General features: G+C 70.7%; 19 protein-coding genes and 1 pseudogene. 13 read left to right on the forward strand and 7 right to left on the reverse strand.

The annotated features are described in order from the left end of the window. Positions 1-49 precede the first annotated feature (49 nt). From ACZ601_RS35305 to ACZ601_RS35330, 6 genes are all read left to right on the forward strand, one after another. On the forward strand, positions 50-1,132 hold the full coding sequence (locus ACZ601_RS35305; protein ID WP_440575929.1) for an MFS transporter: 1,083 nt from the start codon (positions 50-52) through the stop codon (positions 1,130-1,132). Between the two features lie 110 nt (positions 1,133-1,242). After that, entirely contained in the window at positions 1,243-3,528 is a 2,286-nt protein-coding gene (locus ACZ601_RS35310; RefSeq protein WP_469545700.1) for a molybdopterin oxidoreductase family protein, read from the forward strand. 7 nt (positions 3,529-3,535) lie between these two features. Beyond that, positions 3,536-4,138 (forward strand): 4Fe-4S dicluster domain-containing protein, encoded by a 603-nt coding sequence (locus ACZ601_RS35315; protein ID WP_024489583.1) that lies wholly within the window; start codon positions 3,536-3,538, stop codon positions 4,136-4,138. Further along, positions 4,135-4,881 (forward strand): Rieske (2Fe-2S) protein, encoded by a 747-nt coding sequence (locus ACZ601_RS35320; protein WP_469545524.1) that lies wholly within the window; start codon positions 4,135-4,137, stop codon positions 4,879-4,881. The genes ACZ601_RS35315 and ACZ601_RS35320 overlap by 4 nt, the downstream gene beginning before the upstream one ends. After that, positions 4,878-5,258, forward strand: a complete 381-nt coding sequence (locus tag ACZ601_RS35325) for a hypothetical protein (RefSeq protein ID WP_390089266.1) — start codon at positions 4,878-4,880, stop codon at positions 5,256-5,258. The genes ACZ601_RS35320 and ACZ601_RS35325 overlap by 4 nt, the downstream gene beginning before the upstream one ends. Positions 5,259-5,369: 111 nt before the next feature. Then, positions 5,370-5,573 (forward strand): hypothetical protein, encoded by a 204-nt coding sequence (locus tag ACZ601_RS35330; protein ID WP_440575932.1) that lies wholly within the window; start codon positions 5,370-5,372, stop codon positions 5,571-5,573. 5 nt (positions 5,574-5,578) lie between these two features. Here ACZ601_RS35330 and ACZ601_RS35335 read toward each other — a convergent pair. The 6 genes and pseudogenes from ACZ601_RS35335 to ACZ601_RS35360 all read right to left on the reverse strand — a co-directional run. Continuing rightward, positions 5,579-5,886: pseudogene (locus tag ACZ601_RS35335) on the reverse strand (MscL family protein); the annotation flags it as partial. A 40-nt stretch (positions 5,887-5,926) separates the two neighbouring features. Next, positions 5,927-6,457 (reverse strand): hypothetical protein, encoded by a 531-nt coding sequence (locus ACZ601_RS35340; protein WP_469545528.1) that lies wholly within the window; start codon positions 6,455-6,457, stop codon positions 5,927-5,929. Positions 6,458-6,850: 393 nt separating this feature from the next. After that, on the reverse strand, positions 6,851-7,684 hold the full coding sequence (locus tag ACZ601_RS35345; RefSeq protein ID WP_469545530.1) for an S-methyl-5'-thioadenosine phosphorylase: 834 nt from the start codon (positions 7,682-7,684) through the stop codon (positions 6,851-6,853). Positions 7,685-7,770: 86 nt separating this feature from the next. Next, on the reverse strand, positions 7,771-8,139 hold the full coding sequence (locus ACZ601_RS35350; protein WP_311305111.1) for an FmdB family zinc ribbon protein: 369 nt from the start codon (positions 8,137-8,139) through the stop codon (positions 7,771-7,773). Positions 8,140-8,205: 66 nt separating this feature from the next. Then, on the reverse strand, positions 8,206-9,489 hold the full coding sequence (locus ACZ601_RS35355; protein ID WP_469545533.1) for an MFS transporter: 1,284 nt from the start codon (positions 9,487-9,489) through the stop codon (positions 8,206-8,208). A gap of 370 nt (positions 9,490-9,859) precedes the next feature. Beyond that, positions 9,860-11,560: a potassium/proton antiporter gene (locus tag ACZ601_RS35360; protein ID WP_469545535.1), complete on the reverse strand. Its 1,701-nt coding sequence runs from the start codon at positions 11,558-11,560 to the stop codon at positions 9,860-9,862. Between the two features lie 276 nt (positions 11,561-11,836). Here ACZ601_RS35360 and ACZ601_RS35365 point away from each other — a divergent pair, with 276 nt between their 5' ends. Next, positions 11,837-14,587: a penicillin acylase family protein gene (locus ACZ601_RS35365; protein ID WP_469545538.1), complete on the forward strand. Its 2,751-nt coding sequence runs from the start codon at positions 11,837-11,839 to the stop codon at positions 14,585-14,587. A 31-nt stretch (positions 14,588-14,618) separates the two neighbouring features. On the opposite strand, the gene ACZ601_RS35370 is transcribed toward ACZ601_RS35365, so the two are convergent. After that, a complete protein-coding gene (locus tag ACZ601_RS35370) occupies positions 14,619-15,227 on the reverse strand; it encodes a 5-formyltetrahydrofolate cyclo-ligase (RefSeq protein ID WP_469545541.1) in 609 nt (202 codons plus the stop codon). A gap of 83 nt (positions 15,228-15,310) precedes the next feature. Here ACZ601_RS35370 and galU point away from each other — a divergent pair, with 83 nt between their 5' ends. The 6 genes from galU to sepX all read left to right on the forward strand — a co-directional run bounded on the left by galU (position 15,311) and on the right by sepX (position 20,625). Further along, on the forward strand, positions 15,311-16,213 hold the full coding sequence (gene galU / locus ACZ601_RS35375) for a UTP--glucose-1-phosphate uridylyltransferase GalU (protein ID WP_390089282.1): 903 nt from the start codon (positions 15,311-15,313) through the stop codon (positions 16,211-16,213). A gap of 4 nt (positions 16,214-16,217) precedes the next feature. Continuing rightward, the gene (gene glp, locus ACZ601_RS35380) at positions 16,218-17,528 is read left to right on the forward strand and encodes a molybdotransferase-like divisome protein Glp (protein ID WP_469545544.1); all 1,311 of its coding nucleotides are present in this window, start codon (positions 16,218-16,220) and stop codon (positions 17,526-17,528) included. Between the two features lie 122 nt (positions 17,529-17,650). Further along, positions 17,651-18,151, forward strand: coding sequence for a cyclic pyranopterin monophosphate synthase MoaC (gene moaC / locus ACZ601_RS35385; protein ID WP_469545547.1), 501 nt, complete (start codon positions 17,651-17,653; stop codon positions 18,149-18,151). An 8-nt stretch (positions 18,152-18,159) separates the two neighbouring features. Beyond that, on the forward strand, positions 18,160-18,666 hold the full coding sequence (locus ACZ601_RS35390; RefSeq protein ID WP_469545550.1) for a MogA/MoaB family molybdenum cofactor biosynthesis protein: 507 nt from the start codon (positions 18,160-18,162) through the stop codon (positions 18,664-18,666). Between the two features lie 17 nt (positions 18,667-18,683). Further along, a complete protein-coding gene (locus ACZ601_RS35395; RefSeq protein WP_440577123.1) occupies positions 18,684-19,298 on the forward strand; it encodes a GNAT family N-acetyltransferase in 615 nt (204 codons plus the stop codon). A 163-nt stretch (positions 19,299-19,461) separates the two neighbouring features. Further along, the gene (sepX, locus tag ACZ601_RS35400; protein ID WP_469545553.1) at positions 19,462-20,625 is read left to right on the forward strand and encodes a divisome protein SepX/GlpR; all 1,164 of its coding nucleotides are present in this window, start codon (positions 19,462-19,464) and stop codon (positions 20,623-20,625) included. Positions 20,626-20,712 lie beyond the last annotated feature (87 nt).

The following is a 20,712-nucleotide window of genomic DNA, read 5'->3' on the forward strand; positions in this document are numbered from 1 at the left end:
AGAGCCGCAAAACAGGACTAACACTCCCTTATGTCCCTACGGTGGCGGGGTGACCGAGCCACCAGAGCCCTCTGCCGACAGGCCCGCCCGCCTCGCGCCCACGGGCGCCCGGTCCGCCACCGCCCGCGCGACCGCGGCCGGCGTCATCGTCTCCCTCCTGCTCGTCATCGCGATCGTGCTGGGCAGCAGGCTTCTGGAGAACTTCGACTCGGCCCTCCTGCCCTATGCCGTGGCCACCGTCTTCCTCGCCTTCGGGGTGGCCTACCGCTACACGGTCTGGGTCTCCGCGCCCGGGGCCCGGCGGCTGTTCAAAAAGGGCTGGGGGAGCCTCTTCTCGATGGCCAACTTCCGCAAGGCCCCCACCGCCCTGCCGAAGATGATCGCCACCTACCTCGGCTTCCAGAAATTCCTCGGCGCCCGCTCCCACGCCCGCTGGGCCGCCCACCAGCTGATCTTCTGGGGCTGCGTCCTCGCCTCCCTGATCACCTTCCCGCTGACCTGGGGCTGGTTCACCTTCACCTCCGGCAGCGGCGCGGGACCCGGCTACGAGATGCGTATCTGGGGATTCAAGATCATCGGATTCGACTCCCTGAACATCCTCGGCTGGCTGATGTTCCACGGCCTGGACATCGCCGCCGTCCTCGTCATCCCGGGCGCCTCCTACTTCCTGTGGCGCCGGATGAAGGACCGGGGCGCCATGACGGGCCAGCGGTTCGCCTACGACCTGGTGCCGCTGATCGCGCTCATCGTCATCGCCGTCACCGGGCTGCTCCTCACCTTCTCCTCGATCTTCCTGCACGGCGGTGGATACGAGTTCCTGGCGATCCTCCACATGGTCTCGGTGGTCTTCACCCTCATCTACATCCCGTTCGGGAAGTTCTTCCACATCGTCCAGCGGCCCGCCGCCGTCGGCATGCAGCTCTTCAAGTACACCGGCCGGCAGGACCAGGAGGTCTTCAGCTGCCGCCGCTGCGAGGAGCCCATCGACACCGCCCCGTACGTCGAGAACCTCCGCGGCACCATGCGCGACCTCAGCCTCGACTTCGACGCGTGGGCCGAGTACTGCCCGCGCTGCAAGCGGGTGCTGCGCGGCAGCGCCTATCTCTCCCAGGTGAAGAAGGGCTTCAATTGACCTCGGACCCGCGAGCGACCGACCCCCGAGCGACCGACCCCCGGGCGACCGACCCCCGGGCGACCGACCCGCGAGCGACCGACCCCCGGGCGGCCGGCCCCCGGGCGATCGTGCCCCTCGACCCCTCCCTCGCGCCGCCGGGCACCCGCGCCTTCCGGGACGCGGGCGGCATCCCCGCCGACCAGTGGCACGCCGACCAGAACGGCGAGACGCTCGTCCCCACCCACTGCTGCTTCTGCGGTGTCCAGTGCGGGATGTACCTCCGCGTCGACCGGGCCGGCAAGGTCTTCGGCGTCGAGCCCCGTAACCACGACATCAACCGGATGCGCCTGTGTCCCAAGGGCATCAACGCCTACCAGCAGGTCAACCACCCCGACCGGCTCACCGCCCCGCTCATGCGGCGTTCCCGTGACGAGGACTTCCGCGAGGTCTCCTGGGACGAGGCCCTCGACTTCACCGTCGCCGAGATCAAGCGCATCCAGCAGACCCACGGGAACGACGCCTTCGGGCTGCTGGGCGGGGCCAGCCTGTTCTCCGAGAAGACCTATCTGGTCGGCAAATTCGCCCGGGTCGCCCTCAAGTCCCGGCACGTCGACTACAACGGCCGGCTCTGCATGGTCAGTGCCGCGGGTGCCAACAAGCTCGCCTTCGGCATCGACCGGGCAGGCAACCCCTTCTCCGACATCCTGCTCACCGACTGCCTGCTGATCGCGGGCTCCAACGTCGGTGAGTGCTTCCCCGTGATGACCCAGTACGTCTGGGGCGCCCGGGACCGAGGGGCCAGCCTGATCGTCATCGACCCGCGCGAGACGGCCATCGCCCGGACCGCCGACATTCACGTCGCTCTCAAGCCCGGCACCGACTCGGCGTTCTTCAACGCCGTGCTGAACGTGGTCATCGAGGAGGGGCTCACCGACGAGAACTACCTCGCCGCCCACGCCACCGGCTGGGAGGAGGTGAAGGCCAAGGCCGCCGAGTACCCGCCGGCCAGGTCCGCCGAGATCTGCGGGGTCCCCGCCGAACAGATCGTCCAGGTCGCCCGCACCTTCGCCCGCGCACCCAAGGCCATGGCCTGGCACGCACGCGGTATCGAGCACCACTCGCAGGGCGTCGAGAACTGCCTCACCGTGATCAACCTCTGCACCGCCACCGGGCACATCGGCAAGCCCGGCGCCGGATACGGAACCCTCACCGGCCAGGGCAACGGGCAGGGGGGCCGCGAGCACGGCCAGAAGGCTGACCTGCTGCCCGGCGGCCGCTCCATCCTGAACGAGGAGCACCGGCGGCAGATCTGCGAGATCTGGGGCATCGAGGAGTCCGAACTCCCGCCCGCCGGAACCTCGATGATGGAAATGGTCTGGCAGATGCAGCGCCGTGAGATCCGCGGACTGATCGGTATCTGCAACAACCCGTTCGTCTCCCTCCCCAACTACAAGGTGGTCAAGGAGGGGTACGACGCGACAGAGTTCCACGCTCAATTCGACTTCTTCCTTTCCGAGACCGCCGCCAACGCGCATGTCGTCTTCCCCGTCACCACCTGGGCCGAGGACGACGGGGTGATGGCCAACGCCGAGGCCCGGGTGGTCAAGCACAACAAGGCCCAGGACCCGCCTCCCGGCGTACGGACCGACACCTGGGTGATGTGCGAACTGGCCAAACGCCTCGGCGCGGGAGACAAATTCGCCTTCAACGACTCCCGCGAGGTCTTCGACGAACTGCGGATCGCCTCCGCCGGCACCGTCAACGACTACTACGGCATCACCTACGAACGGCTGGAGGAGACCGGCGGAATCGCCTGGCCCTGCCCCTCCACCGACCACCCCGGCACCCCCCGTCTCTTCGAGGACGGCAGGACCTACCACCCCGACGGCAAGATCCATATGCAGGTCGTCGAATGGCACCCGCCGATGGACCCGTACGACGACGAGCACCCCATGTCCCTCACCACCGGACGTACCGTCGCGCACTTCCTCTCCGGCAACCAGACCCGCCGGCTGGGCGCCCTCGTCGAGCAGACCCCGCGCCCCTGGGCCGAGATCCACCCCTCCCACGGCTTCCGCAACGGCGAACCGGTCCGCGTCGTCACCCGGCGCGGCAGCGAGGTCTTCCCCGCCCTGGTCACCGAGGCGATCCGCCCCGACACCGTCTTCATCCCGTACCACTGGCCCGTCCCCACCGCCGCCAACGCGCTGACCATCGACGCCCTTGACCCCCGCTCCAAGATCCCGGAGTACAAGGTCTGCGCCTGCCGCATCGAGCACGCGGCGGCCATCGACGTGGTCCCCGCGCCCCCGGTCGCGCCGGGGCATGTCGCCTACCCGGAGACCCAGGTCTCCCGCACCGACCCGCTGCCGCCCACCTCGCCGCAGGGCCGCGGCACCTCGGAGAGGAGCTGATGCCCGCATGATGGGCAGAACGATCTTTATCGACCCGGGGCGCTGCATCGGCTGCCAGGCCTGTGTCTCCGCCTGCCGCGAGTGCGACTCGCACCGGGGCAAGTCGATGATCCACCTCGACTACACCGACGAGGGCCAGTCCGTCGCCTCCCTTCCCACGGTCTGTATGCACTGTGAGGACCCCGTCGCGCCCTGCGCCGAGGTGTGTCCCGCCGACGCGATCCTGGTGACCGCCGACGGGGTGGTGCAGCAGGCCGACACGACCCGCTGCATCGGCTGCGCCAACTGCGTCAACGCCTGCCCCTTCGGTGTCCCGAAGATCGACCTCCAGGCGAAGCTGCAGATGAAGTGCAACCTCTGCTACGACCGCACCGCCTATGGCCTCGCCCCCATGTGCGCCACCGTCTGCCCGACCGGAGCGCTCTTCTACGGAACCGTCGAGGAGCTCCAGGCAGAGCGCCCCGGCGTCCAGGTCGCCGACACCTTCGTCTTCGGTGAGAGCGAGGTCCGTACCGGCGTGGCCATGGTCGTCCCCGCCGACCGGGTCCAGTGGCCGGTGCCCGGCGGCCTGCCCGTCGTGGAGATCAACGGGAAGGACGTCCGCCGATGAGCGTCACCGACCAGCCGCCCTCCCCGCCGCCCGCCGGGGACCCGCGCGACGCCCTGCACGACCGGATCGCCGCGGACTCCCTCACCACCAGGCGCGACTACCTGCGGATCGTCGCCACCGTCTCCGGCGGACTCGCCGTCGGCGGCCTCGGCGTCGCCGCCGGCATCCTCCCGCGCCACGGCGACCCCGACGACGCCAAGGCACCCCAGCCGAAGAAGATCAGCGCCCAGCTCCTGCCCGGGGAGTCCGTCGACTTCCGCTACCCGGACGAGGAGGACCGTGCGGTCGCCGTCCGGCTCAATGACGGGACGCTCGTCGGCTACTCCGCGATCTGCACCCATCTCGCCTGCGCCGTGCTCTGGAGGAAGGACCGGGGCTCAGAGGGCGAGCTGTACTGCCCCTGCCACGAAGGTGTCTTCGACGCCCGTACCGGCGAGGTCACCGCAGGCCCGCCGCCTCGCGGTCTGCCCAAGGTGGTGCTCACCGAGCAGGCCGACGGCACTGTCTGGGCGGTCGGCACCGCGTACTCCGGGGAGAGCGCCGAGCACGGGCTCTGCCGCCAGCTGGGCGACGACCGCCCGGACCTCGCCTCCCGGATCGGCTGCCCCGGAGCCAAGCGGGGCGCGGAGGCCCCCGGCGCGGCCGGCGCCACCGGAGCACCGGAAGCCACCGCGACAGCCGGCGCCACCTCGTCCACCGCACCCGCCACCGCGACCGCCGAGACCTCCGGCAGGCGGACATGAGCGACGCCCAGCAGCCGGAGCCCGGCCCGCACTACCCGGAGTACCACCCGGGCAGCGCCCGGCCCGAACTCAACCGGCCCGTCCACGAGCGCTATCCCCAGATCCGGCCCACCAGCGGCTACGGCGACCCCCGCGTCCGCCGAACCGGGCCGGGGCCGGGGGCCGGCACCGACCAGGAGCCGGAACGCTCCTCGAAGCTCACGGCCCGGCTGACCCTTGCCATGACCGTGGTCATCGGGCAGCTCTGGGGGCTGACCGTGATCGTCGACGAATGGATGGAGGGCAACTCCGGCACCGCCTGGTGGGGAGCCGGATTCCTGTGCCTGTCGTTCCTCGTGGTGCTCGGCCTCTGGGCGCTGGACCCGAAGGACCGCTGAGCGGGGGAACGCTCCGGAGGGCGGCTGTATCCCGGAGGGCGGCCGCACCGGGCAGGGCGGCCTTATCCCGGAGGGCGACCGCATCGGGCAGGGCGGCCGTACCCTTGACGCATGAGTACCGCCCCCGCCCCCGGACCGCGCGATTCGAAGCCGGGCCCGCCGGACCGGCCGAAGCCGGCACTGGTCTTCGACGATCCGCTGGACCAGCAGTCCTCGGACGATACGGACCGGGGCTGGGGTGAGCGGTCCCCCTCCGGCGGCAGCGCCGCCGACCTGGCCCGCTTCCTCGACGACAAGCCGCCCCATCACATCTGAGCCGGCTACTCCCGGCCGCCCGGCCCTGAGCCCCCGGCTCCGGCCCCGGGGGTGCCATCCGTCGGGCCGACCCGTTGGGAGACCAGCGCGTCGCGGATCTCTTTGAGTACCTCCAGCTCGCTGACCTCCAGCGTTTCCTGGACTCCCTCCTTCGCCGCCAGCATGGCCGCGCGCCTGGCGAGGTACTTCGCCATTGGCAGGACCATCAGGAAATAGACGACGGCGGCGGTGATCAGGAAGCTGAGGGTGGCGCTGAGCACCGACCCCACGGGATCCGGATTCCCTCGGTCGCCTCGCCCGTCGTCGGGTCCGTCGCATTGCTCGCAAGTGACATGATGAGCCGTCAGTTCGAATCAGCACAGAATCACCGCAAGTCCGGCTGAGGCTCCCGCGCCCGCCAGCGTGGCGGCCGTGGCTCGCGGTACGGACAGCACGACCAGTGCCCCGTCCTCCGTCGGACCTCCGGCGGACGTCTGCGGCACCTGGGCCACCCGCGCGCTCCTCGCCAGCACCCGGGCGTCGGTCCCGGATCCCGCGGAGGCGATCACATCCACGCGGTCTCCGGGCCGCAGCAGCCGTACGGTCGCCGCGTCCGCGATCCGTACCGGCGCCGACACCAGGCGGACCGGCGGCGAGGCCCGTTCCCGCGCCGCCCCGGCCGTGCTCGCCGCGGCACCGGCCGCTTCGGTCCCCGTGCCGCCGTCGCCGCCCCGGCCCCCGGCGAACCCCGAGGCGGCCAGTGCGGCAGCGGTCAGCGCCAGCCCTGCGGCCATCGCCCGCCGCCGGCGCCACGCGGCCCGCCACATCCGGTGCCCGCCGCCACCGCGCACCCGCAACGGCGGGAACGCGGGCACCCCGCAGGGCGCGGGAGCGGGCGCGCACATCGCCGGAGAGCCGGACGACGGGGCGGGGAAGGGGGAGGGAGTGGGGATGGGAGCAGGGACGGGGACGGGGCGAAAGGATTCGGGTGAGTCGAGTGAGCTGGGCGAACGCATGACGAACACCGCCTGGGCAAGGGAGTCGCGGATCCGGAGCCGGGCGGCCCCGATGAACAGACCTCACGATCCGGCATTCACGAGATTCCCGCTGAGCCCTGTGGACGGCTCAACGAATGTGGATAACTCCCCCACCCACCCGAGACATTCACCCGCGAGACGCACCCGAGGAACGCACCCGCGAGACGCACCCAGAAACCCACGCACCCGAGAAACCCACGCAGAAACGCACCCAGAAACCCACGTAGAAACGCACCCAGAAACCCACCCCGGGTCGCCGCCCTACGGCAGCTCGATCCCCGTGTCGATGCCGTCCAGCGCATGCGCGCACGGGCAGTCGCGGTCCGCCTCCGAGGGCAGCTCGGCCACCGCGTCGAAGAGGACCGAGCGCAGCCGGTCGACGTTGGACGCGAAGACCCTGAGCACTTCGGCGTGGGAGACGCCCTCGCCGGTCTCCGCGCCCGCGTCCAGGTCGGTCACCAGCGTCATCGTCGTGTAGCAGAGTCCCAGCTCACGGGCGAGCACGGCCTCCGGGTGCCCGGTCATGCCGACCACCGACCAGCCCATCGCCGCATGCCAGCGCGATTCCGCCCGGGTCGAGAAGCGCGGCCCCTCGACGACCACCAGCGTCCCGCCGTCCACCGCCTCCCAGTCCCTGCCCCGGGCCGCCGCCAGCGCCGCCTTGCGCCCCTTGGGGCAGTAGGGGTCGGCGAAGCCCAGGTGCACCACGTTCGGCAGCACGCCGTCCGCCCGGGTCTCCCCGTCGTAGAAGGTCTGGGTGCGGGTCTTCGTACGGTCCACCAGCTGGTCCGGTACGAGCAGCGTCCCCGGCCCGTAATCCGGCCGGAGCCCGCCGACCGCGCACGGGCCGAGCACCTGGCGCACTCCGACCGAGCGCAGCGCCCACAGATTGGCGCGGTAGTTGATGCGGTGCGGCGGCACATGATGGCCGCGGCCGTGCCGGGGGAGGAAGGCGACCCGGCGGCCGCCGATCTCGCCGAGGAAGACGGAGTCGCTCGGCTGTCCGTAAGGGGTGTCCACGCGGACCTCGGTGACGTCCTCCAGGAAGGAGTACAGGCCCGAGCCGCCGATCACACCGATCTCTGCGTTTGCCATGCCGTCACACTATCGGGGCCGCAAACGCCGATGACCCCGCCGAGTTGGATCAGCGGGGTCACGGGTGAAACAGGTGGGGCGCCGGCTCAGGTAGCCGACGAACCGCTCGAAGAGCCCGAAGAAGAGGAGCTCGATGAGCTCGACGACGAAGAACTCGAAGCGGACGACGTCGACGAGGACGAAGAGGCCGAGGACTTGCTGTCCGACCCCGTCGAGGACGACGATCCGGAACCGGAGGTCTTCGCGGCGGCCGGTGCGGGCGTGCTGCTCGAAGAGGAGCCGCGGCTGTCGTTCCGGTAGAAGCCGGAACCCTTGAAGACAATGCCGACCGCCGAGAACACCTTCTTCAGGCGTCCTTCGCAGCTCGGGCACACCGTCAGGGCGTCATCGGTGAACTTCTGCACCGCTTCGAGGCCCTCGCCACACTCGGTGCACTGGTACTGATAGGTCGGCACTTGTTCCTCCTGGCACTCTGACTCGATGAGTGCTAACGACGCTTCATAGTGACGTATTCCGCTGCATCAGTCCACTGTGACCGGCCCGCGGTGACCGATACCACGTGCCACGGTCCGTCCAGAAGAGCTCGGTACGAGCCTGGAACGCAGCGCCAGCAGCGTCACCAGCGCCAGTACCGTGCCCACCAGCGGCACCAGGAATCCGGTGCTCGCGCCATGGGCGTCCGCGAGCTGCCCGGCGACCGTCACGGCCGCCGCCTGCCCGAGTGCGACCGCACCCGTCAGCCAGGTGAACGCCTCGGTCCGGGCGGACGCGGGCACCAGCGCCTCGACCAGTGTGTAGCCGCTGATCAGGGCCGGGGCGATGCAGAGACCGACCAGCAGCCCGAGCGCGGCCAGCAGGGGCACGGAGTGCACCGCCCACAGGCCGGACGCGGTCAGGGTCAGCGCCGTGTACCCGGCGATCAGCCGGCGTCGCGGCCCGCTCTTCCAGGCGATGGCACCGCAGGCGATCCCGGCCAGCATGTTGCCGGCCGCGAAGATCCCGTACAGCACCCCGTTCGAGCCGGGCCTGCCGATCTCCTCCGCGAAGGCGGTCAGCGAGACCTGCATGCCGCCGAAGACCGCGCCGATCCCGAGGAAGGCGACCGCGAGCACGCGCACACCGGGCACAGAGAGGGCGGAGGCGTGCCGTGGGGAGCCGGTGGGCCCGGCCTCGCGCACGGACGGCTGGGTGGCGCGCTGCGCGGCGAAGAACAGCCCGCCGATCAGCGTCAGCGCGGCTTCCGCGATGAGCCCCGCCGCCGGATGCACCCCGGTGCACAGCGCGGTGGCGATGACGGGGCCGATGACGAAGGTGAACTCGTCCGTCACCGACTCGAAGGCGGCGGCGGTCGACATCAGGGGCGAGGCCTCACGGCCGGGCGCGGCCCCGAGCACGGCCGCCCAGCGGGCGCGCACCATGGGCCCGATCTGCGGGATCGAGGCACCCGTCGGCACAGCCGCCAGGAACAGCGCCCAGATCGGCGCGTCCGCCAGCGCGAGCGCCGTCAGCGCGCCCACGGAAGCTCCGTGCACCAGGACGCCGGGCAGCAGTACGGCCCGCTGCCCGAACCGGTCCGCGAGCTTGCCGGTCTGCGGCGCGAACAGCGCCATGGAGACGCCGCTCACGGCGGCGACGGCGCCCGCGCTGCCGTAGGAGCCGGTGGTGTGCTGGACCAGCAGAACGATGCCGATGGTCAGCATGGCGAAGGGCTGCCGTGCGGCGAAGCCCGGCAGGAGGAAGGTCCACGCACCCGGAGTGCGCAGCAACTGCCCGTATCCGGGGCGGTCGGAGACCGTGGACACCACGGTCCATGCCTTTCTGCCGCCTGGTGGCCGTGCTCCTGCGGTAACGGGCCGGCACCTGGGTGCGGACCCGGTCAGGGGCTGCCGAGAGCTGTCCTCTTCGCGCGGAACTGCGGTAGATGCCGGGCGCTCGCAGCAAAGGCGGAGGACGCCACGACCGCCATACGGTCGCGCCAGCTCTGCGTCAGGCAGAGTTGGTCGATCAAGGTCGTTGGATATCGATCGTTCGGATGCCGATCGCTTGTGGATCGCGCGTCATGGCCGTACGCATACGGCCGACGGGCAGACTCCCTTCATCGTACAGGCAGGTTTCCAGGTGCACCTGCGATTGTGCGCCAATCACCCTCCGTAACCTGTGAACGCGGGCGCTCCCTCACTGATGGGCCTTCGCGTCACGGTTCTTCGCGTCAGGGTTCTTCGGATCACGGTTCTTCGGGTCATGGCCCTTGGCGTCAGGGGCCTTCGCCTCTCGGTCCTCTCGGTCCTCTCGGGCCTTCGCTTCACGCGCCTTCGCCTCGCGGGTCTTCATCTCCCGGGGTGGTGTCTCGTGGGCCTTCGTCCCGTCCGGCGTCCGGCCCAGCTTCTTCACCGCCTTGAGCGCGTTGGAGACATGCGGCCCGGTGAAGGGCTCCGCGCCGGGGCTCGCCTCGGTCCCCAGCCAGCCGGCCAGCTTGCCGCCCTCGCCGACCGCGCGCAGCCGCGCCTCTGTCGCGTCGCGCACCGGGTCGGTCGTGACCACCAGCAGTTCGTCGCCGCGGCGCAGCACCGTCGGCGGGTTGGGTACGAAGCTCTTGTCGTCCCGTACGACGAGGGTGACCGCGGCCCCCGAGGGCAGTCGCAGCTCACCGACCTCGACGCCGTGCATCTTCGACTTGGCGGGGATGGCCACCGACAGCAGATGTCCGCGCAGCCGTTCCAGGGGCGCCGACTCGATGCCCAGGTCGGCGGTCTCCGACGGGTCCTCCGCGATCTTGAGGGCCTTCGCGAGCCAGGGCAGCGTCGGGCCCTGGATGAGGGTGTAGACGATGACGAGCACGAAGACGATGTTGAAGACCCGGGTGGAACCCTCGATGCCGGACACCATCGGAATGGTCGCCAGGATGATGGGCACGGCGCCGCGCAGCCCCGCCCAGGACATCAGGGCCTTCTCCTGCCACGGCAATCGGAACGGGGCCAGCGAGAGGAAGACCTCCAGCGGCCGGGCCACCACGGTGAGCACCAGGCCCACGACGACGGCGGGCCAGAAGTCGTCGAGCAGGTCGTGCGGGGTGACCAGCAGGCCGAGCAGGACGAACATGCCGATCTGGGCCAGCCAGCCGAGCCCGTCCGCGAATCCGCGGGTGGCGGGCCAGTGCGGCAGCTTGGCGTTGCCGAGGATCATCGCCGCCAGGTAGACGGCGAGGAAGCCACTGCCGTGGACCATGGCGCCCGCCGCGTACGCGGTCACCGCGATCGCCATCACGGCGATCGGGTAGAGGCCGGAGGCCGGCAGTGCCACGTGCCGCAGCCCGAACGAGCCCAGCCAGCCGACCGCGATGCCGATCGCCGCCCCGATCGCCAGCTCCAGCGCTATCTCGCCGACCAGCACGTACCAGTGGTCCACCGGACCGACGGCCGAGAAGGCCACCACCAGGATCACCACGGGGGCGTCGTTGAAGCCGGATTCGGCCTCCAGGACGCCGGTGATCCGGGACGGCAACGGCACCTTGCGCAGGACGGAGAAGACCGCCGCGGCGTCCGTGGAGGAGACGACCGCGCCGATGATCAGCGCCTGCCGCCACTCCAGGCCGACCAGGTAGTGCGCCCCGGCGGCGGTCACGCCCACGCTCACCGCGACGCCGACGGTGGAGAGCATCGCGGCCGCGGGCAACGCCGGCCTGACCTCTTTCCACTTCGTGCCGAGGCCGCCCTCGGCGAGGATCACGACCAGGGCCGCGTACCCGATGACCTGCGTCAGTTCCGCGTTGTCGAACTTGACGTCGAAGAGCCCGTCCTGCCCCATGACGACCCCGATGCCGAGGTACAGGAGCAGGCTCGGGAGCCCGCTGCGCGACGAGATCCGGACCGCCGCCACCGCGACGAGCAGGACAAGTGAGCAGACGAGCAGGAGCTCGTTGAGCGTGTGGACAGTCAGTGGCCGGTCCTTCCCTGCGAGCGCCTGCCGGATCGTGTTCCGGCGGCCGGTACTTCGTTACCTTACCTAATCTTTAACGTTTTCTTGATGCGTTCGAGTACTCGTGCGATCGCTACGCAATTCGAGCCATCCCGATACCGCGTCAGAGGGGCTCCGGCGCTGCGCCTATGGTTGCTCCTGCACTCCCAGGACCACCCTGCCCCTCGAAGGACAGCGATGCCCGCCAACACAACCGCCTCTTCCGGCTCCACCGGTACCGCCGGTGGCGGGTCGCGCAAGAAGAAGGGGCGACGCGCCCGACTGATCGTGATCGTCCTGGTGCTGGCGCTTGTCGCGGGTATCGGATACGGCACGTACTGGTCCGTATCGACCGTGCGGGCCTCGTACCCGCAGACCAACGGGACCGCCCAGCTCGCCGGACTCGGCAGCAACGTCGAGGTCAAGCGCGACAGCTACGGCATTCCGCAGATCTACGCGGACTCCGACTCCGACCTGTTCCGCGCCCAGGGATTCGTCCAGGCGCAGGACCGCTTCTGGGAGATGGACGTCCGCCGTCACATGACGGCCGGCCGGCTCTCCGAGATGTTCGGGTCCGGTCAGGTCGAGACGGACTCCTTCCTGCGCACCCTGGGCTGGCGCAAGGTCGCCCAGGAGGAGTACGACAACGTCCTGTCCGCGGAGACGAAGAAGAACCTCCAGTCGTACGCGGACGGCGTGAACGCCTACCTCAAGGGCCGCGACGGCAAGGACATCTCCGTCGAGTACGCGGCACTGGGCCTCACCAACGACTACAAGCCGGTGAAGTGGACCCCGGTCGACTCCGTCGCCTGGCTGAAGGCGATGGCCTGGGACCTGCGCGGCAACATGCAGGACGAGATCGACCGTTCGCTGATGACCAGCAGGCTCGACGCGAAGCAGATCGAGGACCTGTACCCGCCGTACCCGTACGACAAGCACAAGCCGATCGTCTCCGAGGGCGGGATCTCCACGCTCTCCGGGAAGTACGACCCGCAGGCGACACCGTCCGACAGCCTCGGCTCGTCGACCGTGCAGGGCGCCACCGAGGGGCTCAACACCCAGCTCGGCGCGCTCTCCGACACCCTCGACGAGATTCCCTCGCTGCTGGGCCCGAACGGCACCGGCATCGGGTCGAACTCCTGGGTGGTCTCGGGCAAGTACACGACGACCGACAAGCCGCTGCTCGCCAACGACCCGCACCTGGCGCCGCAGCTGCCCTCGCTCTGGTACCAGATGGGGCTGCACTGCCGCAGCGTCTCGGTCACCTGCAAGTACGACACCGCCGGCTACACGTTCTCCGGCATGCCGGGCGTGATCATCGGCCACAACCAGGAAGTCGCCTGGGGCTTCACCAACCTGGGCGCGGACGTCACAGACCTCTTCCTGGAGAAGGTCTCCGCCGACGGCTACCAGTACGACGGCAAGGTGAAGCCCTTCACCACCCGCGAGGAGACCATCAAGGTCGCCGGCGGCAAGGACCGGCACATCACCGTCCGTGAGACGAACAACGGCCCGCTGGTCTCCGACCGCAGCAGCGAGCTGGAGAAGGTCGGCCAGAAGGCGCCGGTCACCAACGCGGCCCCGGACCGCGCGGACGGCTACGGGGTGGCGCTGAAGTGGACCGCGCTGGAGCCCGGCAAGTCCATGGACGCGGTCTTCGAGCTGAACCGCGCCAAGGACTTCACGTCCTTCCGCGCGGCGGCCGAGCACTTCGAGGTTCCCTCGCAGAACCTCATCTACGCCGACACCAAGGGCCACATCGGCTACCAGGCCCCTGGCAAGATCCCGGTCCGCAAGTCCGGTGACGGCACGATGCCCAGTCCCGGCTGGTCGTCGGCCTATGGCTGGAAGAAGGACCCGATCCCGTTCGACGAGCTGCCGTACGAGTACGACCCGAAGCGCGGGTACATCGTCACCGCCAACCAGGCCGTGATCGACGAGGACACGTACCGTCCCCTGCTCACCAAGGACTGGGGCTACGGCACCCGCAGCCAGCGGATCAACGACCTCATCCAGTCGAAGATCAAGGGCGGCGGGAAGATCTCGACCGACGACATGCAGAAGATGCAGATGGACAACACCAGCGAGATCGCCGCGCTGCTGGTGCCCGAACTGATGAAGATCAACATCTCGGACAAGGACGTCCGGGAGGCGCAGAAACTGCTGGAGGGCTGGGACTACACCCAGGAGTCCGACTCGGCCGCGGCCGCGTACTTCAACGCGGTCTGGCGCAACATCCTCAAGCTGGCCTTCGGCGACAAGCTGCCCAAGGAGATGCGGGTCAAGGGTGAGTGCCTGAACGTGCCGCCGGCCAAGAGCTCGGGCCCGGTGGACGAGCAGGACAGGCTGGTACGCGAATGCGGCCAGCGCGCCCCCGACTCGGCGCAGCCGGACGGCGGTGACCGCTGGTACCAGGTCGTCGAGAACCTCATGGACAAGCCGGACAGCGACTGGTGGAAGACGCCGGCGAACCGCAAGGACAAGGCGACCGGCAACCGAGAGGAGCTCTTCGCCCGCGCCATGAAGGACGCGCGCTGGGAGCTGACGGCCAAGCTCGGCAAGGACATCACCACCTGGAACTGGGGCAGGTTGCACCAGCTGACCCTGAAGAACCAGACCCTCGGTACGGAGGGCCCCGGACTGCTCCAGCGGGTGCTCAACCGGGGCCCGTGGAACCTCGGCGGCGGCGAGGCCGCGGTGGACGCCACCGGCTGGAACGCGGCCGGCGGTTACGAGGTCGTCTGGGTGCCGTCGATGCGGATGGTCGTCAACGTGGGGGACTGGGACAAGTCCCGCTGGATCAACCTCACCGGCGCCTCCGGGCACGCGTTCAGCGCGCACTACACCGACCAGACCGACAAGTGGGTCAACGGTGAGCTGCTCGACTGGTCCTACGGGACGAACGCGGTGGCCGGCTCGACGACGGACACGCTGACCCTCAAGCCGTAGGGGCTTTGGCAGCGGGCGGGCCCGCCGCGCTTCAGCCGTCGCTGAAGCGCCGCGATCCCGACGGTGTCACCACCGCGTCCACGGGGTGGTCGTGCGGTTCCTCCGGGACCCGCGCGGCCACCTCGTCGTCGTACAGCAGGACGATCAGCGCCGGGTGCGCCCCGGCCGTCGAGAGCCGGGCCAGCACCCGGTCGTAGCTGCCGCCGCCCCGGCCGAGCCGCATCCCGCGCCCGTCCACCGCGAGGCCCGGCAGCAGCACCGCGTCCGCGTCCAGTACGGCGTCGGGGCCGAGCCGCTCGCCGCCCGGCTCCAGCAGTCCTCGGCCGGCCTTCGTGAGGCTCCCGGCGCCCTCGTACGGCGCCCAGTCCAGGTCGTTGTCCGGCAGGAGCACCGGCAGCAGGACCAGGACGCCCCGTGCGCGCAGCGCGTCCAGCAGGGCGCGGGTGCCCGGTTCGCGCCCCACGGAGACGTACGCGGCGACGGTACGGGCCCCGGAGAGCTCGGGGAGTGCGAGCGCGCGGCCGGCCAGAACCGCGGCGGCCCGTTCGACGTCCTCATCGGTCAGTAGGCGTCGTGCGGCGAGCAGTTCACGCCGCAACAGCGCCTTTGCGGACATGTCGGTGTTCAACGGGGCACCCATGGACCTCTCGTACTGGCATATATGAGTACAAAGTTAACCGGAGGCTCATCTTCCGCCCATGTGCGCCGGTTAAGGTTCAGCGCATGACTCAGTCGAACCCCAGGATCAGCAAGGCTGTCATTCCGGCGGCGGGCCTCGGTACCCGCTTCCTGCCGGCCACCAAGGCCACTCCCAAAGAGATGCTGCCTGTCGTCGACAAGCCTGCCATCCAGTACGTCGTCGAGGAGGCGGTGGCCGCCGGTCTCTCCGACGTACTGATGATCACCGGTCGCAATAAGCGTCCCCTGGAGGACCACTTCGACCGCAACTACGAACTGGAGTCCGCGCTCACCCGCAAGGGCGACGCCGAACGGCTGCGCAGGGTCCAGGAGTCGAGCGACCTCGCCACCATGCACTACGTCCGCCAGGGCGACCCGCGCGGCCTCGGCCACGCGGTGCTGTGCGCGGCGCCGCACGTCGGTGACCAGCCCTTCGCGGTGCTCCTGGGCGACGACCTGATCGACCCGCGCGATCCCCTGCTGGCCCGCATGGTGGAGATCCAGGAGCGCGAGGGCGGCAGCGTCGTCGCGCTCATGGAGGTACCGCCCGAGCTGATCCACCAGTACGGCTGTGCGGCCGTAGAGCCCACCGCCGAGGGCGATGTGATGCGGATCACCGGCCTGGTGGAGAAGCCGGAACCGGCCGACGCGCCCAGCAACCTCGCCATCATCGGCCGCTACGTCCTGGACCCCGCCGTCTTCGGGATACTGCGCCGGACCGAGCCGGGCCGCGGTGACGAGATCCAGCTGACCGACGCCCTGCAACTGCTGGCGGAGGACGAGAAGACCGGCGGCCCGGTGCATGGGGTCGTCTTCAAGGGCCGCCGCTATGACACCGGCGACCGGAGCGACTACCTCCGTGCCATTGTCAGACTCGCGTGCGAACGTGAAGACCTGGGCCCGGAGTTCCGGACCTGGCTGCGCAGTTACGTCACCGAGGAGATGTAAGACCTTGAGCAGCACGATCTGGTCGGTGGACGAGCACCTGGAAGACATCCTCGCCGCCGTGAAGCCGCTCGAACCCATCGAGCTGCAACTGCCCGACGCGCAGGGCTGCGTCCTGGTCGAGGACGTCGTGGTGGAGATCGCCCTGCCGCCCTTCGACAACAGCTCGATGGACGGCTACGCGGTCCGCGTCTCCGATGTGGAGGGCGCCACAGAGGAGTTCCCCGCGGTCCTCACCGTCATCGGTGACGTCGCGGCGGGCGCCGCCGGGCTCCTCGGCGACCAGCGGGTGGGCCCGGGGGAGGCCGCCCGCATCATGACCGGCGCCCCGCTGCCGGCCGGGGCGGAGGCCGTGATCCCGGTCGAGTGGACCGACGGCGGCACGGGCGAGGGCCCCGCCACGTCGATGCGCTCCCACAGCGACGCCCCGGAGGGCGCGCGCGGCGAGGTCAGGGTGCACCGCCCGGTCGAGGCCCGCGCCCACGTCAGGGACCGGGGCAGCGACGTGCGGCCGGGCGATCTGGCCCTGCGCGCCGGTTCGGTGGTCGGCCCCCCGCAGATCGGGCTGCTCGCGGCGATCGGCCGCTCGACGGTGAAGGTGCGGCCCCGGCCGCGCGTCGTCGTCATCTCGACCGGCAGCGAACTGGTCCAGCCCGGCGAGGAGCTGACCGGCGGCCAGATCTACGACTCGAACAGCTTCGCGCTGACGGCCGCCGCGCGCGACGCGGGAGCGATCGCCTACCGGGTCGGCGCCGTCACCGACGACGCCCAGACGCTGCGCGCCACGATCGAGGACCAGTTGATCCGCGCCGACATCGTCGTCACCACGGGGGGCGTCAGCGTCGGCGCGTACGACGTGGTCAAGGAGGCGCTGTCCTCGGTGGGCGACGAGGACGAGCCGGGCAGCGGCGTCGACTTCCGGAAGCTGGCCATGCAGCCCGGCAAGCCGCAGGGCTTCGGCTCCATCGGCCCGGAGCACACCCCGCTGCTGGCGCTGCCGGGCAACCCGGTCTCCAGCTACGTCTCGTTCGAACTGTTCGTACGGCCCGCGATCCGGACGCTGATGGGCCTGCCGGACGTGAACCGCCCCACCGCCAGGGCCACCCTGGTCTGTGACAAGGCGCTGTCCTCGCCCGACGGCAGGCGACAGTTCCTGCGGGGTACGTACGACGCGGAGGCGGGCACCGTCACGCCCGTGGGCGGTTCCGGATCGCATCTGATCGCCGCTCTCGCCCAGGCGGACGCGCTGATCGTGCTGCCGGAGGACGTCACCTCCGCGGAGCCCGGCACCGACACCGAGGTGATCCTGATCCGCTGACCGGCGCCCGGTGGCGGTACGGTATCTGCCGCTGTGCCTTCCGGGGGACATCCCCCGGACCCCGGGCCCGCACCCCGGTGCGGCTCAGGGGCAACCGGCGCCCTACCGCTAGGCGGAGTGAGTTGAGTACGCAGAACAGGCTGACGCATATCGACGAGGCGGGCGCGGCCCGCATGGTCGACGTCTCCGAGAAGGACGTCACCGCGCGCGTCGCCCGTGCCGGCGGCCGGGTCCTCGTCTCGCCGCGTGTCATCGAACTGCTCCGGGGCGAAGGGGTCCCCAAGGGCGACGCGCTCGCCACCGCGCGCATCGCCGGGATCATGGGGGCCAAGCGCACTCCGGATCTGATCCCCCTCTGCCATCCGCTGGCCGTCTCCGGCGTCACGGTCGAGCTGAGCGTGGCCGACGACGCGGTGGAGATCCTCGCGACGGTGAAGACCACGGACCGCACGGGCGTCGAGATGGAGGCCCTGACCGCGGTCTCCGTCGCCGCGCTCACCGTCGTCGACATGATCAAGGCGGTCGACAAGGCCGCGGTCATCACCGACATCCGGGTCGAGGCGAAGTCGGGCGGCAAGTCCGGCGACTACCGCCGCACCGCACCGCCCGGGGCGGACGCGTGAGCGCCCCGGTGAGGGATTCCACCGGCTACCGCGCCCTCGTGGTGACCGCGTCCAACCGCGCTGCCGCCGGGGTCTACGCCGACAAGGGCGGCCCGCTGATCGCCGAGGCGCTGACCGGGCTCGGCTTCACCGTCGACGGGCCGCGCGTCGTCCCGGACGGAGACCCGGTCGAGCGGGCGCTGCGCGACGGGGTGGCCGCCGCGTACGACGTCATCGTCACCACCGGCGGCACCGGCGTCTCGCCCACCGACCGCACCCCCGAGGTCACCCGCGCGGTCCTGGACCACGAGATCCCCGGTATCCCGGAGGCGATCCGTGCCGAGGGCCGGGACAAGGTCCCCACGGCCGCGCTCTCGCGCGGTCTGGCGGGCGTGGCCGGCCGCACGCTCGTCGTCAACCTGCCCGGTTCCACCGGCGGGGTGCGCGACGGGCTCGCCGTCCTGAGCCGAATCCTGGTGCACGCCGTCGACCAGCTCCGCGGTGGCGATCACCCCCGACCCGGGAGCCCGAGCTGAACGTCCCGACCTGGCCGGTGACCCTGGTGGACGGCGACGTCACCCTCCGGCCGATAAAGCTCCGCGACCAGACCATGTGGCGCGAGGTCAACCGGCGCAACCGCGACTGGCTGCGCCCCTGGGAGGCGACCGTGCCGCCGCCCGCCCCCGGCGGGCCGGTGGCCCAGCGCCCCACGTACCGGCAGATGATCCGTCATCTGCGGTCCGAGGCCCACGCCGGGCGGATGCTGCCGTTCGCCATCGAGTACCGGGGCCGGCTGGTCGGCCAGCTGACCGTCGCCGGGATCACCTGGGGCTCGATGTGCTCGGGCCATGTCGGCTACTGGGTCGACCAGGAGGTGGCGGGGCGCGGGGTGATGCCGACCGCGGTCGCCCTCGCCGTCGACCACTGTTTCCGCGCGGTCGGACTGCACCGGATCGAGGTGTGCATTCGCCCGGAGAACGCGCCCAGCCGGCGGGTGGTGGCGAAACTGGGATTCCGCGAGGAAGGGATCCGGCCCCGCTATCTGCACATCGACGGCGCCTGGCGGGACCATCTGATCTACGCGCTCACCGCGGAGGAGGTGCCCGACGGCCTGCTCCGGAGGTGGCAGCGGGCCAGGCCGGACCAGCCTGAACATCGCACTAAATGAAATATATGTTCGAAATTGATCGCCGTTTGACCGCTACTGGGCGGGCAAACGCCGACTGTTGATCCGAACAATCACAAAAAAAGTCCTTGATATCAGCAGGATCGTGCGACACACCGCGCCAATTGGCCGATGCCTCCATGCAAACCCCTCTACGGTGTGAGATGTGAGCAGCAGCGGCCTCATCTACGCAGTCATCGTCGGGGCCTGGGCCGCCTACTTGGTGCCGATGTGGCTCCGCAGGCAGGACGAGCTCAACGAAGCCCGTCCGACGGAACGCTTCAGCACCGCCATCCGGCTGCTGTCCGGACGGGCGGCGATGGAGCGCCGGTATGCCAAGGGGTTGCAGGAGCGCACCGACGGTGAGGCGGCGCCCGACGCCGACCCGGACGCGGACACGGATCGAATGGATTCCGTCGACGTCCGGAACTTCTCCGCGCCCCCGGCGCACACCGAGGCCCGGGTCCATGACCCGGCCCGTACGCCGGAGCGCGCACCGAAGGAGCGGCAGGGCCGGGAACGCCCGGCACCCCCGGCCGGCCCCGACCCCGTATCCGCACCCGCCCGGCGCGCTCGCCCGCGCCCCGGCGGCATCGATGCCGAACGAGCCCGGCGCGCGCAGCGCACCCAGGTCCTCGCACGCCGTCGGCGCACCACCGTCGTCCTCTTCCTCGGCTTCACGCTCGGCGCGGTCGTCGCGGCGGTCGGCGGCCTCGGCTTCCTCTGGGCCCCCGCGGTTCCCGCGGTGCTGCTGAGCACGTACATCGTGCATCTGCGTGCCCAGGAGCGGCGCAGGTTCGCCTTCACCATGGACCGGCGACGGGCCGAGGTGGCGGCGCAGCACCTACGGGAGAACCGTCCGCGCAGGCACCAGCCCGCCACGACGGCCACCGCGGAGTCCGACGAGGACCCCGAAGCGCGCCACCCCGCCCCGGAGCCCACCCCCACGGTCTCCCCGCAGGAGGCCGGCCGCCGCGCCCTGGTCGAGCAGACGGACCACGCGGAGTGGGTGGACCAGCAGCGCGAACGCGGCCGGGTCCAGGGCGACAGCTGGGAGCCGGTCCCGGTCCCGCTGCCGACCTACGTCACCGCCCCGGTCGCCCCGCGCGCCACGGGCGGCGTCGAGGTCGGCAACCCGGAGACCTGGAGCGCGGCCCGCTCCAGCACCGCGGAACCCGCCCAGCCGGCCGTCCCCCGCCCCTCGGCACCCCCCGTGGACCCCGCACCGCGCCAGCGCACCGGCCAGTCCCGCCGCTCCCGCGACCGGGGCCGTACCCCTCTTTTCGACCAGTACGACGAGGACGACCGCCCGCGCGCGGCCAACGAGTGAGGCGTCCGCCGCGCGCCGCGACGCCGACTCGGCTGACCAGCGGCTACCGGATTTCCGAGCACCCCCTTGAGGGTGCTAAAGTTTCAC

The sequence above is a fragment of the Streptomyces sp. NPDC104307 genome, assembly GCF_055584045.1.